Genomic DNA, 14859 nt, shown 5'->3' on the forward strand with positions numbered 1-14859 from the left:
CATGCCCGGTCCCGATCCGGAAAATCGCCATCCACTCAACGGCGAATCCCATACCGTTTTTCTGAAGACCGTCATCACAAAGCCGACAATCATCGTCGGCGACTACACCTATTATCACGACCCCGACCACGCGGCGGATTTCGAGAGCCGCAATGTGCTCTACCATTTCGATTTCGTAGGAGACCGTCTGGTCATCGGCCGGTTCTGCGCGCTTGCCACAGGCTGCCATTTCATCATGAACGGTGCCAATCATGTGACGTCCGGTTTTTCGACCTTCCCGTTCAACATCTTCAGCGAGGATTGGGCCGAAGGCTTCGACCCGGCGACATACGCGGAAGGATATCGGGGCGACACGCATGTTGGGAACGACGTGTGGATCGGCCGCGACGCGACGGTCCTGCCGGGTGTCTCGATCGGCGATGGTGCGATTATCGGCGCCTGCAGCGTTGTTGCGGGCAATGTGCCGGCCTTTGCCGTTGTCGCCGGCAATCCGGCGCGCATCGTCCGCTACCGCTTTCCCCTCGAGATTGTCGAAACGCTCCTCAAAATCGCCTGGTGGAACTGGCCCGTCGGCAAGATCACGAGGCACATGGATGCGATTCGCGGCGCGGATCTCGCCATGCTCGAACGGGCGGCGAAGGAAGGCTGAGGCCGACAAGCGGAAGGCGCTCGACGCGCACCCCGCGTGCCGATAAAAGGCGAACTATGGAAGACGAACTCGACTACACCGAAACCGATATCGAAGCAGGCCGCCTGCTGTTCGCCAAACCCTGGGACTTCGTCACCAGCACGGCCGAGATCGGCCAGCTGCCGCCGACAGGCCCGATCGAAATAGCCTTTGCGGGACGTTCCAACGTCGGCAAGTCGAGCCTGATCAACGCACTCACCGGGAGAAAGGGGCTTGCGCGCACATCCAACACGCCCGGGCGCACGCAAATGCTCAATTTCTTCGCGCCGCCGGAAGCCACGCTCGCGATAACGGACATGCCGGGCTACGGCTATGCCGAAGCGCCGAAGGGCATGGTCGATGCATGGACGGAGCTTGTCTTCGCCTATCTCAAGGGGCGGCCGAGCTTGGCCCGTGTCTTTCTTCTCATCGATGCGCGCCACGGCATCAAGAAGAACGACGAGGACGCAATGACCACGCTCGACAAGGCGGCGGTGAACTACCAGATCGTTCTTACCAAGGCTGACAAGATCAAGCCGCCCGCCGTTGCGCGGCTCAAGGAGGAAACGGCCAGGAAAATCGCCAGGCGGCCCGCCGCACATCCGGTCATTCTGGCGACCTCGTCTGAAAAAGGCTGGGGCATTGCCGAACTCAAGGCGGAAGTCGCCCGCCTTGTCGCGATCCTCGGCGGTTGATTGAGCGCGCCGCCCAAACCGGCTATAGAGCGAAGCGTAGATCCACTTGCGTCATCAGGCAAAGCGCCTGATCCTGTTATTCTCAAGTCCGGCCACGGGCCAGTAACCAGAGTAGCCATGCCCACGAACGATCCGCATAATTCCGCTCACGTGATTTCGCAAGCGCTGCCTTACATGCTGCGCTACGACGATCAGGTGGTCGTCGTGAAATACGGCGGGCACGCCATGGGCGATCCGGAGCTGGGCCAGGCGTTCGCGCGGGACATCACGTTGCTGCGCCAGTCGGGCGTCATGCCCGTAGTCGTGCATGGCGGCGGCCCGCAGATCGGCTCCATGCTCAAACGCCTTGGCATCGAGAGCGAGTTCAAGGGCGGCTTGCGCGTGACCGACAAGGCCACCGTCGAAGTCGTCGAGATGGTGCTGGCAGGTTCGATCAACAAGGAAATTGTCAACCTTATCAATACGGAAGGCGGCCGCGCGGTCGGCCTTTGCGGCAAGGACGGCAACCTGGTCACCGCCGAAAAACTTCACCGGCGCGTGCGCGACCCGAATTCCGCGATCGAGCAGATTCTCGATCTCGGCTTCGTCGGAGAGCCCACGGAGATCAATCCGACGGTTTTGAAGCTCGTCATGAAAGAGGAGCTCATTCCGGTCGTCGCACCCGTCGCGCCGGGACGGGACGGCGAAACCTACAACATCAACGCCGACACCTTCGCGGGCGCCATTGCCGGCGCGCTCAACGCCAAACGCCTCCTCTTCCTGACCGACGTTCCGGGCGTGCTCGGCAAGGATGGCAAGCTCATCAAGGAACTCACGGTCTCGCAGGCCCAGGAACTGATCGAGGACGGTACGATTTCCGGCGGAATGATCCCAAAGGTGGAAACCTGCATCGAGGCGCTGTCGCGCGGCGTGGAAGGCGTCGTCATCCTGAACGGCAAGGTTGCCCATGCGGTGCTTCTGGAGCTTTTCACCGAACATGGCGCGGGAACGCTGATCCGCCCGTGAACGACGAAATCGCCCCCATCGCCGGCGAAGGCCGGCATGCGCATCTTTCCGACCTGCGCACATTCAAGGGCGTTGAGGCCTGGATTTTCGATCTCGACAACACGCTTTACCCGGCGCATGTGAACCTGTTTTCGCAGATCGACGAACGCATATCGACTTACGTCTCCAAGCTTCTCGGCATCGCCAAGGAAGATGCCCGGCGCAAGCAGAAAGAGCTTTACCGGGATTACGGCACCACATTGCGCGGCCTGATGGAAGAACACAGGATCGATGCGGACGAGTTCCTGAATTACGTCCACGACATAGATTATTCGCCGGTAACGCCGGACCCGGAGCTTGGCAAGGCGATCGCCGCATTGCCGGGACGAAAGTTCATCTTCACCAACGGCGACCGTCCGCATGCCGAACGCACGGCTGCAAGCCTCGGCGTGACCGATGAGTTCGAAGACATCTTCGATATCGTTGCCGCGGGCCTGCTGCCGAAACCGAACAGGGAAACCTACGACCTTTTCCTGAAAAAGACCGGCGTTTCACCGGCCCGCTCGGCCATGTTCGAAGATCTCTCGCGCAATCTGGCGGTGCCGCATCGGCTCGGCATGCGCACAGTTCTGGTCGTCCCGCAGGGCACACGCGAGGTTTTCCGCGAGGCATGGGAAATGGAGGGCGGCGATGCGCCCCACGTCGATTTCGTAACGGATCACCTGGCCGGCTTTCTGCAAGCTATCCTGGGCGCACTCGGGGCCACGCCCGACAAGAGCATCAAGCCACCAGCATGATGATCAGGATAGCAAGCACGATCAGCACACAGCCAACGATTTCCTGAAAGACGATCCGCTCCCGAAAAACGAGCCAGGACGACAGGAAAGTGAAGACCAGCTCGATCTGCCCGAGCGAGCGAACATAGGCCACCTTCTGCAAGGTCATCGCGGTGAACCAGCCGGCGGAACCGAGTACGCCGAAAAGGCCGACGATAATGGCCGCCCGCCAGTTCGCGCCACTTGCCGCCAGTTGTTCCGGCTCGCGCCAGCGCATCCAAAGTGCCATGACGATCGTCTGGAAAACGGTGACATAGGCAAGCGTGAATGCGGCCTGCATCAGGAAATTCGGCCCGCCGAGAGATAGCGACGCTGCCCTGTAGCTCACCGCCGAAATACCGAAGAACGCCGCCGATGCCAGGCCGAAGAACGCAGGCTTTCCGGCAAGCGAGGAAACCACATTCCGCGCGTTCAACGGCGCTTGCGCAACGGAAATCAGAATAACGCCCGCAACACCGACGATGATCGCCAGCACCCCGGCCGGCGTGACGGTTTCCCCCAGGATCAGGAGCCCGAAGACCGCCGCCTGCACCGGCTCGGTCTTCGAATAGGCCGTTCCGACCGCGAAATTGCGAAAGGAAAACAGATAAACGAGCAGAAACGTCGCGATTATCTGACAAATGCCGCCGATTGCTCCGCCGATGATGAAATCCATATTCGGGGACGGTAACGGGTAACCCGCCACGAGATTCAGCCCGGCCAGATAGACGAGCGCGAAAGGAAAGCCGTAGCCGAAGCGGATGAAAGTCGCGCCGGTTGTGCCGAGCTTTCCCTTCAGGTGTTTTTGCAGCGCGGACCTGAGGTTCTGGCAAAAGGCGGCGGCGATCGTGATCGGGATCCAGAGATCCATCTGGCGGGCCTGTGTTTGGAATGGAACCGTTCGAGGCGGAAGGGCTGAGCTTCTCGATAGCCGGTCAGTGCAAACTTATGCAACAACCGAAAGGCGGCTCTCTGCGCAACGGGGTGAAATTACGCCCGCTGCCGCGCAATGGCGTATTGTCCGGTTGACACATTTCACCGGTCCGGCTTAGGTCATGGACCCATAAGTAAGATTGAAATGGTATGAGCGGATTTGTTCGGATACGAGGCGCGCGCCTGCAGGAAACCGTCCGGTTTTCAAAGGCTTACAACGACGTTGCCGGGCAAATCCGCCATATCCTAAGAGGACGCGCAAACGGCTTTGATCTGCTTCGTCGAACCGCTTGATCGGGTGGCCGACCCGCCCCGCGCGCTTCTCCTTGCATCTCTTTGCCGTTTTAGCGCCATTCCAACCTTATTTATGGGTCCATGACCTAGTCCGCACAATTTCAACCGCCACATTGACGGGAACGCCTGCCCATGACCAACCAAGTCGACCTTGCCAAGCTCGAGGCCGTAATCGACGACGCTTTCGAGAACCGTGATTCCGTCAACACCCGCACGACCGGCGAAATCCGCAAGTCCGTGGAGACGACGCTCGATCTTCTCGACCGCGGACGCTTGCGCGTGGCGGAAAAGAAGGGCGGCGAATGGGTGGTGAACCAGTGGGCGAAGAAGGCCGTGCTCCTGTCTTTCCGGCTGAACCCGATGGAAGTCATCAAGGGCGGGCCGGGCCAGGCCGTCTGGTGGGACAAGGTGCCTTCGAAATTCGACAGCTGGAGCGCCTCGGAATTCGAGGATGCGGGCTTTCGCGCCGTTCCGGGCAGCATCGTCCGCCGCTCCGCCTTCATCGGCAAGAACGCCATCCTGATGCCGTCCTTCGTGAACCTCGGCGCCTATGTGGATGAAGGCACCATGGTCGACACCTGGGTGACGGTCGGCTCCTGCGCGCAGATCGGCAAGAACGTGCATCTTTCCGGCGGTGTCGGCATCGGCGGCGTGCTTGAACCGCTCCAGGCCGGCCCCGTCATCATCGAGGACAATTGTTTCATCGGCGCGCGCTCGGAAATCGTCGAGGGCGTGAAGGTGGGCGAAGGCTCCGTGATTTCCATGGGCGTTTTCATCGGCGCGTCGACCAAGATCGTCGACCGCACGACGGGCGAGGTCTTCATGGGCGAGGTTCCGCCCTATTCCGTCGTCGTGTCGGGCTCGCTGCCGGGCAAGCCTCTGCCGGACGGAACGCCGGGGCCGAACCTTTATTGCGCGGTGATTGTGAAGCGGGTGGACGAAAAGACGCGCAGCAAAACGTCGATCAACGACCTGCTGCGGGACTGATTACCCGATTTCGGGTTCGAAGGCCGCGCCATCCGGTGCGGCCTTTTTTATTTGATATCAGAGACTTGAAACATTCGGCAGGATATGCGCGAAGCGATCCCCCAGGCCGGCAAGGGCGGCGCGGTGCAGATCTTCCGCCGACACGGCGCCGCCGTCGTAGCTTGGAAGCGGACGGGTGGCGCAGGCATCGGCGATCACCGCCGAGGCATATCCGTGGTCGAGGGCGGAGCGCACGGTCGCCGAAACGCACATATGCGTCATGAAACCGGCGACGATGAGCGTAGAAATTTCTTTCTCCTTCAATAGCTTATTGAGTTCCGTGCCGGCGAAGGAATTCGGCAGGCGCTTGTCTACCACCGCTTCGCCCTCGCGAGGTTCCGCGACATCCAGAAAGGCACCGCCCGGGCCTTCGATATCGAAGAGACCGCCCGGCTGACCGACATGGCGAATGTGGACCACAGGCCAGCCTTCGGATACCGCGAAATCTCTTAACTTTCTGATTTCATTCAGAGATTTTTCAATGCTGGAGAGCGGCAACTTGCCATCGAGATACTCGCCCTGAGCATCGATGATGATAACCGCGACACCGCTTTCCGGGCGGACCCAGGTGCCCTTGCTCGCCATATCCAGAAGGGTTTTCGGCTCTGAATTCTCATTTGATATCATGTGCTTAGGCTCCACTTCCCGCAGATTTTCAGATCCTGCTCCGATGATAATCCTGCAAATTCGCAAATAAACCTCTCGATATTGCGGAGTAACCCTGCAAATATGCAGGTATGTTGACATGGGACGACTATAATCTGGTGTTGCTGATTTCGCGGAAAGGCACGCTTTCCGCCGCCGCGAAGGCGCTGAACGTCAATGAAACCACGGTTTCGCGGCGTCTTGCGGCAGCGGAGGAACGCGCGGGCGCAACGTTGTTTACCCGCCGGAACCGCCGCCTGACACCCACCGCGAAAGGGAGCGTCGTGGTCAATTCCGCACTCGCGATGGAAAATTCCCTGATGGGTCAAAAAGGTGATTCTGAATTCCTTCGCGGCCTTGTGCGCGTCAGCAGCGTCTCCTTCGTGATCGACACGCTGATCGCCCCCCTCCTGCCGGAGTTCGTCGCCCGCCACCCGGACATCACGCTGGAGCTTGTGCCTTCCAACGAGACGGCAAGCCTTGCCCTTAGAGAAGCGGATATTGGGATCCGCCTCGCCCGCCCCGAGCGGGGAAAGCTCGCCGCCCGCAAGATCGGAGAGGTCGAATTCGCACTTGCAGCCCGTCGGGAGACAGAGCCGGAGCATTTCATCGCCTATGAGCGCGATCTCGACGACCTTCCCGAAATCCGGAAAATCCGGGAAGTCTACGATGGCGAGCCCATTGCGAGGATAAGTTCGCTTCAAGGCATCGCCCAGGCCGCAGGCGCGGGGCTAGGCGCGGCCATGCTGCCGCTGGCGACGATCGCGGCCCACCGCGAGCTTGAGCCCGCCGAGCCTGCGATATCCGTCACCCGCCCGCTCTGGCTGGTCGTGCATGAGGACCTCAAGTCCCGCGCGACAGTGAGATGCGTGCTCGACTGGCTGGCGAAAGAAATTCCAAGAAAGCTGGCACAATTCGAAAAGTCAGCCGGTAAAGGCGCTTGATCGGCATTCGCGCCGTGCCTACTTCGGCTGAGACAGCTTTACCCCCGACCGCTCCGAGTGATAAAGACCGGCCATGTCCCAACCTCAACCGCACCCCGGCCCGCCCAGCGTGCTCTGGCTCCTCTTCAACCCGATCGGCCGCGTCTCACGCGAACCCTACTGGTTGGGCTTTGCCCTCGTCTGGGCGCTGATGGGCATTCCCTTCAACATCTGGATCCGCACGATCGACTTTTCGGGCGGGATAGAGGAACTGGCGCTTGCCGATTTCGTGGAATCGAACGCGCTTATCCCCATCCTGCTTTTCGCCGTGCAATGGGTGGAACTGGCGCTCGTCATCAAGCGGCTGCAGGACCGGGGGCTGACGGGGCTGCTCGCCATTCTGGTGTTTCTCCCCATCATCAATGTGCTGTTTATAATCGCGCTCGGGCTGATCCCCGGCGAAGACAGGCCGAACCGTTACGGCCCTTATGCAAATTCGCGCTGGCAAAGGCCCGGCAAGACCTGATCGAACACTCCGCAGCCGAGGCTTTCAACGCCGATGTCCGAAACGCTTTCCACCGCCGCACGGCTTTGCCGCGAGCTGATCCGCTGCCCCTCCGTCACGCCTGAGGAAGGTGGCGCGCTCGCCTTCCTCGACAAAACCTTGAGCGAGGCGGGTTTTACCGTCTCCCGGCCCGTCTTTTCAGACGAAGGCACGCCGGACGTGGAAAACCTTTTCGCGACAATCGGCTCCGACCACCCCCATTTCGTTTTCGCAGGCCATACGGACGTCGTGCCGCCCGGAGACGAGGCGAAGTGGAGCGCCCCTCCGTTTTCAGGCGAAATCCGCGACGGCGAGATGATCGGCCGGGGCACGGCGGACATGAAGGGCGGCGTCGCCGCTTTCGCCGCCGCCGCGCTGGAGTTCGTTGCCGATAGGGGAGCCGCGCGGGGGGCGGATTTCGGCGGCACGATCTCGTTTCTGATTACCGGCGACGAGGAAGGCCCGGCGGTGAACGGCACCGTGAAGCTGCTGGAATGGGCGATAGCTCAGGGCCACAGGTTCGACGCCTGCATCGTCGGCGAGCCGACCAACCCGGAAAAGCTCGGCGACGCGATCAAGGTTGGCCGGCGCGGCTCGCTGACCGGCGAAATCACCGTGACGGGCACACAGGGCCATGTCGCCTATCCGCATCTCGCGAAAAACCCGATACCCGGCCTCGTGAGCCTGCTTACCGCACTCGATGCGCTGCATCTGGATGACGGCAACGAGCGGTTCCAGCCCTCGAACCTTGAGGTGACCACGGTCGATGTCGGCAATCCGGCCAGCAACATCATCCCGGCAAGCGCCTTCGCGCGCTTCAACATCCGCTTCAACGACCAATGGTCGCTCGAGACGCTGAAAGCGCGGGTGAGCGAAACGCTGAACGATGCCGCGCCCGAAGGGCTCGACTGGAAGGTCGAATTCTCGCGCGACGGCAGCGACAGCTTCCTGACCCGCGACGACGCGCTGATAAACATGCTTTCATCGGCGATCCGAACGGAAACCGGCCGGGAGCCGGAACTTTCGACCGGGGGCGGCACGTCGGACGCGCGCTTTATCAAGAATTACTGCCCCGTGGTGGAATTCGGCCTAGTGGGCAAGACCATGCACCAGGTGGACGAGCGTGTGGCGGTTGCCGATCTCGACCGGCTTGCAAATATCTACCGAAGGTTCCTCGAAGGCTATTTTCCGGCCCGGTAAGGCCCAAATGAAGGAAAGGCAAGCGACGCGCGGATGCTGCTGCAGGGCGATGAAATAAAGCGGTCGCTTTCCGCCTCCTGGGGCCTGTTCCTGGGCCGGGCGGAAAGCATGCGGGGCTTCGACCTCAGCCTTTCCGGCTTCTGGCGGTCGTTCCTCGTCATTGTTTTGCTGGTGCCGCCGTTCCTGATCGCTATTCTGGCGGAACGCAAGTTGATCCTCACCAATCCCGAATTGCCGGCGGGTGAATTCAATGACGCGGTCTACCTCCTCTCGCAGTCCATCGGCTTCGGCCTCGACTGGGTGATCCTGCCCGTGCTGCTGGCTTTCCTGGCGCGCCCGCTGAACCTGGGCCAGGCCTATGTGCCCTTCATCGTCGCGCGCAACTGGACGACGCTGATCGCCGTCATCCCTTATACGATCCCGGCGCTTTTATATGCGATAGGCATCATCTCGGCGTCTGCGATGCTGCTTTTGAGCTTCGTCGCCATGCTGATCGTCATCCGCTACCGCTACATGGTGGCGCGCATCGCTCTCGACGCCACGGTCGGCCTTGCCATCGGCATCGTCATGCTCGATTTCCTGATCAGTTTGGTGATTGGGACTGCGATAACGCGACTGACGGGGTTTTAGAGGGGGAGATGCGATTTGAGTATGGTGGCAGACTTTACACGAAGCCACATAATTTGTATGCCCTATAACAACTTATAATAATATTTAATAATTATAATTCTGCCCCACATGTCCAAGCATTACTACACCGAAAACACCATCAAAAATCAGCTTCATCAGCTTAAATTGAAAGTTCTTTCAAATGGCAAATAATAAAAATCAGCATTTTGTTCCAAAATCTCATTTCAAACCTTTTAGTATTAACAGAGAAGGGCGTGCCATTCATCTTTTTAACCTAGATAACATGCGAATAATATTCAATGCCTCTGTAAAGAAACAATGCTCACAAGACTACTTTTACGGACGCAACCAGAAACTTGAAGAAGCCATACAATCAGTCGAGAGGGGTTACGCCAAATGCGTATCATCATTGCATGAGCCAGATGCATCGATTGACGAATTTCACCAAGTAGCCCTCAGGCGCTTCGCCTATCTGCAGCATCTACGGACGGAAGCCGCCGCGCGTCGCTCAGCGGAGATGACTTTTGCAGTGTCATCTATTGGTGGAGCAAGCTTCCAACACCCGCCGATGAAAGATGCAATAAGAGATAGCGTAATCATAGCTATGCAAATTTTCGCAGAAACAATGGAATCTGTAGATGATCTAAAAGTTAGAATCGTTAGAAATACCACTACTACTCCATTTATTACTTCTGATGACCCAGCTATAATTGCAAATAGATGGCATCAGAGCCGCCGATATGCTAAGCATAGTGGCTTCGGCATCTACAATGCAGGTATCATTCTATTTTTACCTCTATCACCCACATTGCTGGCCATCCTGTTTGACGGAGATGTTTATAGGGCCGAACATTCTAGCGGTTGGATTGATCTATCGAACCCGCTAGACGTCGACGCATGCAACCATCAGCAGGTTCTGAACTGCGCGGCAAATCTATACTTCGGTGATTTGGACTCGAAGGATTATGTCAAGTCTATTGCACATAATGACAAAAAATTTAGACCAACAGAACCCTTCGAACTAAACACAGCAATTCGTGACTATAGCACAGATACTCACACCCGATACGCTGTTATACCTAAGCAAGACATACCTGATGACGGGGACATACTTGTCCACGTAAAATCGGTCAGGCCAGTGCCGCAAAAATGGCCTTCTTTTTTAAAACTTCGGAATAGGCGCTATGTCTTCACCAATGACACTGCCGAGGGGTACCGGCGTCGCATGACAGCGGTACCTAGTAGTTTTGATAGCCCAACTTGGCGGAAGATTCGAGTTTAGTTCTTGAAGCCGATCACGCTCCCTTCCCAACTTCTAGCGTTTTGCCGCCGTAACCCCATGCGATAGCGCCGTAGTCCGGCGAGGAAGACTTCGAGCGGCTCCTTGCACAGCGTCTCCCCGCCCTGCCGTCACGCCAGTACCCGGGTCTTCGCCCGGGCATGGACCCGGCCCCCAGTCACCGTGCAACATGCGGGGACGATGCAGATTTCAGAGGGGGATGCCGGAAATCTCCCGATATTTCGTCGTAATTGGCGAGGTGGATTGGTTCCCGCTCGGAGGCGGGATGACACTGAGAGTGCGGCGAATATCGGGGGTCCAATGAGGTTTCCGCAAGTGAGGGCCGCATTGGTTGCAGTAGGCAGTTGTCGGGAAACTGCCGATATCTCGTCGTATCTGGCGAGGTGGATTAGGCCCCGGGTCAAGCCCGGGGTGACGACTGAGGGTGGGGCGACGACAGCAGGTAAGCCAGCGGCAGAGGCGGGATGACGCTGGGGAGTAGGCATGGACACTGCCGGTTCCCAGTGCCGGGCAACCGGGGAACGAAGCGGCCGACCTGCGCAAACCATGTCCGGTTCCGGGAAAGGTTCAATTTGGCAGGTTTCTCAAGACGTTTACCGCTTAGGCGAAGTCTTAACCGGACAGCAGCTCGGACGCGGGGTGGCGGCTGAGGATGGGGCGACGGCAACGGGTGAGACAACGGCTGAGGCGGGGTGACGCAGGGAATAAGAAACGCAGGCTGCCAGTTTCCGCGCTTGCGGAGTTTCGCCAAGGATGCGGTCGCTATCGGCCCGGCGGCGGGGCGAAGACGACGGATTTGCCCGGTCGCTACGCTTACGGCAGCAACCCGTGCCGGCGAAGGCCGCTCAGCAGATGCCGGTTTCTGTCATCGTCCGCATAGGGGCGCCAGTTGGCCTTTCTCGCCACGAAGTCCGGGTCCAGGGCGCTGCAACGCTCAAGCGCGGCGCGCGCATCCTCCACGCGATCGAGATGGGCAAGGCAAATCGCATAGCGAAACTGGGCCTCCGGCAGGTCGGGCCGCAAGAAGACGGCCTGGCGTGCCCAGTCGGCGGCGATCTGCGGTTCGCCATGGCTGATGTAGGCACGCGCGAGATAGGCCATGTAACGCCAGCGGACGGGATCGCGCGGGTTGAGAGCGAGGCCCCGTTCCATCTGCTGTATGCCCTCCGCGCCGCGACCGACAAGGTCAAGGCGATTGCCCACCGCCATGGCCGCATGGGCGAAATTGGGGTTGAGTTGCAGCGCTATTTGCGCCTCGGCCAGCCCGAGGTCCGTTTCCTCGGTCCAGATGTGCACGGCACCCAGGCTCATGTGAGCAAGGGCCGAGCTGTCATCAAGCGCGACGGCCTTGCGCGCCGCGTCCAATCCGCGTGCCAGGCTCGCCTGGCGGTCTTCCACGCAGTCGAACATGATGAGCCGCACGTGGCACCAGCCAAGCCTTGCCCAGGCGTCGCAATACGCGGGGTCCAGATTTGTCGCCGCCTCGAACATGGCGATCGCTTCGGCGGTACCTTCGCAGGTCTCATTGTAGAAGGCGTCCAGGCCCTTTAGGTAATAATCCCAGGCGCTGAGATCGTGCGTCGGCTTGGCCCGGGAGCGGCGATGCTCGAAATGCTCCAGCTCCGGCATGATCACCGCCGCGATCCGGTTGGTGATTTCATCCTGGACCTCGAAGATATCTTCCAGCTGGCGGTCGTAATGTTCGGCCCAGACGTGATGGCCGCTCTTGGCATCGATGAGCTGGGCGGTGATGCGCACCTGCGCACCGGCCTTGCGCACGCTGCCTTCCAGCAAATACCTCGCGCCCAGCTCCTGGGCGATCTTCTGCACCCGCACGTTCAGGCCCTTGTAGGAGAAGCTTGAGTTGCGGGCGATCACCGGAAAGGAGCGCCAATGGGAAAGCGCGGTGATGATGTCTTCGGTGATGCCGTCGGAGAAGTATTCCTGCTCGGGATCGCCGGACATATTGGCGAAGGGCAGAACCGCGATCGCGGGTTTCGGCCATGCATCCGAAGCTTCGCCCGCGGCCGGCGCAGCACCGCCGGCAGCGGTCGCGATGCGATAAACCCGGATCGGCTCGGCGACGTTCTTGAGGTCGCACTCGCCCAGATCCTCAACCGTCGCCTCGACCCTGCCCCGCATCTGGCGGAAAGCATCGCCGGATATGCAAATGCCGCCGGGCTCGGCCATGGCTTCCAGACGCGCGGCGACGTTGACGCCTTCGCCATGGATATCGCCGCCCTCGACGATCACGTCGCCCAGGTTGATGCCGATGCGGAACCGCAGACGCCTGAATTCCTCGGCCTCAGTCTCCCGTTCCGCCACGCCGTCCTGCCAGAGCATGGCGCAGGCAACCGCATCCACCACACTGGCGAACTCCACCAGAAGCCCGTCGCCCATGAGCTTGACGATGCGGCCGTGGTGCTCGTCGATCAAAGGCTCGAGGAAGCCTTCACGCAGGCTGGTGAGGCGCGCGAGCGTACCGGCCTCGTCAGCGCCCATCAGGGCCGTGTACCCCACGACGTCGGCGGCCAGAACGGCGACAAGCCTGCGCTCCACGTCTCATCTCCTTCGCCCCGAAGATTAACACCACGGAGTAGAGAATCCACGCTGTCGTTTATCGGTCCGAACTGCCTGGAGATGCGCGAACGGCGGATATGCCGACGCTTCCGCGCGGCAACGCGGCTGATATGAGCCAAAAAATTTTCAGCTCGCGCGCCTTCAAGCTCAAGCCGCAGCTACCTTCCGCGCTTCTTGTGTAAGACCATCATACCCCCATGCGGTGGAGGGAATTTCGTGGACGACCACATAGGTGGCAAGGGGAAGCTGTGAGCCGAGCACGCTTTTCAGAAGATCGTTCGCCGCCCTGACGAAGCGGGCCTTTTCCTCCTCCGTGTTCGTTCCTTGTGTGACCTTCACGTCCAGATGAGCGGCGACGGGGACGGCAGCACCCCCGATTGCCCAGCCGGAGATTTCCGCACCTTCGACCAGAACGGAGGTCAGCTCCTGCTTCTTGCGCATGATGCCGGCCATGAGGGCGGTGGCCTCGCGCTGCAGTTCCCGGACCTGATCGGGCGAGAGCCTGGGGCCGGCGACGCGGATGTGAACGAAGGGCATGAGACGATCTCCCGGTTTGCTGCTTGTGATTTGTCGCTTGACGGGAGGCATAGTGCTTTCGCATGATTATTTTGAAAATCGCGTAATCCAAAATTGATAATTTGGAATAACTAAATGGTTGAGTCACCCGTCAATCTTGACATGGATGTGCTGCGGACCTTCGTCGCAGGGATCGAACTTGGCAGTTTCGCCAGGGCGGCGGAGCGGGTCGGCCGCTCGCCCTCCGCCGTCAGTCTGCAGCTTCGCAAGCTTGAGGAACAGGTGGGCCAGACGCTGTTTGAGAAGAAGGGACGCGGCCTTGCCCTGACAGAGGCGGGCGAAATTCTGCTTGGCTATGCAAGGCGCATGCTGGACCTGAACGACGAGGCGCGCACGGCGCTCAGCGGGCTTTCGGCGCTCGAAGGCTGGGTGAGGATCGGCATTCCCCAGGATTTCGCCGAGACGTGGCTGCCCGACCTTCTGGCGCGGTTTCAGCGCGCGCACCCGAAAACCCGCGTCGAGGCACGGGTGGACCGTGGGACGCATCTCGTCGAGGCCGTTGACACCGGCACGCTCGACCTTGCGCTGACATGGGGCAGGCTCGGCAACGCGCGGGCGGAAGTGCTGCAGGAACGGCAGGTCGTCTGGATCGGCCCCGCAAGCTACGCCTGCGACGTGGCGGAGCCTTTTCCGCTGGTCGCCTTCGACGAACCCTGCATGTTCCGAAGGGCGGCGATCGCCGCACTGGAGCGTGAGAAAATCGCCTGGCGGCACGTATTCGCAAGCCCGAGCCTTTCCGGCCTGTGGGCAGCGGTTTCAGCCGGGCTCGGGGTTACGGCACGAACGCTGGAGGGAAAGCCGCCCGGGCTTTCCCTCATCGATGCGCGCGAAGCGGGACTGCCGGAGCTTGGTAGCATAGAGCTTGCGATACATGGGAAGGGCGGCAAGGCCGGTCCGCAGGTCGGGGAACTGACGAAGCTTATCCGCGAGGCCGTCGCCTACCGGTAAGCGGATTCAAAGTTGGCTCGAGACGCATCCCATACGTTTCATTACGACTTGATACTTGCGCCCTCCCCTGCATTCTTAACGCAACGATAAAGAACGCTA

Annotated in this window: 15 protein-coding genes; 11 read left to right on the forward strand and 4 right to left on the reverse strand. The window is 60.0% G+C overall.

Going from position 1 to position 14859, the window contains the following annotated elements; all coding sequences use genetic code 11:
• Position 1 precedes the first annotated feature (1 nt).
• The 4 genes from HPQ64_RS00200 to HPQ64_RS00215 all read left to right on the forward strand — a co-directional run bounded on the left by HPQ64_RS00200 (position 2) and on the right by HPQ64_RS00215 (position 3143).
• A complete protein-coding gene (locus tag HPQ64_RS00200; protein ID WP_172886402.1) occupies positions 2 to 649 on the forward strand; it encodes a CatB-related O-acetyltransferase in 648 nt (215 codons plus the stop codon).
• 56 nt (positions 650 to 705) lie between these two features.
• Positions 706 to 1362 (forward strand): ribosome biogenesis GTP-binding protein YihA/YsxC, encoded by a 657-nt coding sequence (gene yihA, locus HPQ64_RS00205; protein ID WP_172886403.1) that lies wholly within the window; start codon positions 706 to 708, stop codon positions 1360 to 1362.
• A 117-nt stretch (positions 1363 to 1479) separates the two neighbouring features.
• Complete coding sequence (gene argB, locus HPQ64_RS00210; RefSeq protein ID WP_172886404.1) at positions 1480 to 2367, forward strand: acetylglutamate kinase; 888 nt, start codon at positions 1480 to 1482, stop codon at positions 2365 to 2367.
• Complete coding sequence (locus HPQ64_RS00215; RefSeq protein ID WP_425483785.1) at positions 2364 to 3143, forward strand: pyrimidine 5'-nucleotidase; 780 nt, start codon at positions 2364 to 2366, stop codon at positions 3141 to 3143. Before argB ends, HPQ64_RS00215 begins: the two co-directional genes overlap by 4 nt.
• Here HPQ64_RS00215 and HPQ64_RS00220 read toward each other — a convergent pair.
• Positions 3127 to 4032: a DMT family transporter gene (locus HPQ64_RS00220; RefSeq protein WP_172886405.1), complete on the reverse strand. Its 906-nt coding sequence runs from the start codon at positions 4030 to 4032 to the stop codon at positions 3127 to 3129. The two genes, HPQ64_RS00215 and HPQ64_RS00220, sit on opposite strands and share 17 nt — an antisense overlap.
• A 488-nt stretch (positions 4033 to 4520) precedes the next feature.
• Here HPQ64_RS00220 and dapD point away from each other — a divergent pair, with 488 nt between their 5' ends.
• Positions 4521 to 5375: a 2,3,4,5-tetrahydropyridine-2,6-dicarboxylate N-succinyltransferase gene (dapD, locus tag HPQ64_RS00225; RefSeq protein WP_172886406.1), complete on the forward strand. Its 855-nt coding sequence runs from the start codon at positions 4521 to 4523 to the stop codon at positions 5373 to 5375.
• A 57-nt stretch (positions 5376 to 5432) separates the two neighbouring features.
• On the opposite strand, the gene HPQ64_RS00230 is transcribed toward dapD, so the two are convergent.
• Entirely contained in the window at positions 5433 to 6041 is a 609-nt protein-coding gene (locus tag HPQ64_RS00230) for a cysteine hydrolase family protein (protein WP_172886407.1), read from the reverse strand.
• Between the two features lie 110 nt (positions 6042 to 6151).
• Here HPQ64_RS00230 and HPQ64_RS00235 point away from each other — a divergent pair, with 110 nt between their 5' ends.
• The 5 genes from HPQ64_RS00235 to HPQ64_RS00255 all read left to right on the forward strand — a co-directional run bounded on the left by HPQ64_RS00235 (position 6152) and on the right by HPQ64_RS00255 (position 10638).
• A complete protein-coding gene (locus tag HPQ64_RS00235; RefSeq protein WP_172886408.1) occupies positions 6152 to 7003 on the forward strand; it encodes a LysR family transcriptional regulator in 852 nt (283 codons plus the stop codon).
• Between the two features lie 73 nt (positions 7004 to 7076).
• On the forward strand, positions 7077 to 7508 hold the full coding sequence (locus tag HPQ64_RS00240) for a DUF805 domain-containing protein (RefSeq protein ID WP_172886409.1): 432 nt from the start codon (positions 7077 to 7079) through the stop codon (positions 7506 to 7508).
• A gap of 33 nt (positions 7509 to 7541) precedes the next feature.
• Positions 7542 to 8726, forward strand: coding sequence for a succinyl-diaminopimelate desuccinylase (gene dapE / locus HPQ64_RS00245; protein ID WP_172886410.1), 1185 nt, complete (start codon positions 7542 to 7544; stop codon positions 8724 to 8726).
• Positions 8727 to 8759: 33 nt separating this feature from the next.
• Positions 8760 to 9356, forward strand: coding sequence for a hypothetical protein (locus HPQ64_RS00250; protein WP_210260031.1), 597 nt, complete (start codon positions 8760 to 8762; stop codon positions 9354 to 9356).
• 181 nt (positions 9357 to 9537) lie between these two features.
• Complete coding sequence (locus HPQ64_RS00255) at positions 9538 to 10638, forward strand: DUF4238 domain-containing protein (protein ID WP_172886411.1); 1101 nt, start codon at positions 9538 to 9540, stop codon at positions 10636 to 10638.
• An 831-nt stretch (positions 10639 to 11469) separates the two neighbouring features.
• On the opposite strand, the gene HPQ64_RS00260 is transcribed toward HPQ64_RS00255, so the two are convergent.
• Positions 11470 to 13215: an adenylate/guanylate cyclase domain-containing protein gene (locus HPQ64_RS00260; protein ID WP_172886412.1), complete on the reverse strand. Its 1746-nt coding sequence runs from the start codon at positions 13213 to 13215 to the stop codon at positions 11470 to 11472.
• A 168-nt stretch (positions 13216 to 13383) separates the two neighbouring features.
• Positions 13384 to 13773, reverse strand: a complete 390-nt coding sequence (locus HPQ64_RS00265) for a tautomerase family protein (RefSeq protein WP_172886413.1) — start codon at positions 13771 to 13773, stop codon at positions 13384 to 13386.
• A 114-nt stretch (positions 13774 to 13887) separates the two neighbouring features.
• Between HPQ64_RS00265 and HPQ64_RS00270 the strand changes: the two genes are divergently transcribed.
• Entirely contained in the window at positions 13888 to 14760 is an 873-nt protein-coding gene (locus HPQ64_RS00270; RefSeq protein ID WP_246270211.1) for a LysR substrate-binding domain-containing protein, read from the forward strand.
• Positions 14761 to 14859: the final 99 nt, after the last annotated feature.

This window comes from Hongsoonwoonella zoysiae (assembly GCF_013266695.1).
GTDB classification, from domain to species: Bacteria; Pseudomonadota; Alphaproteobacteria; order Rhizobiales; family Stappiaceae; genus Hongsoonwoonella; species Hongsoonwoonella zoysiae.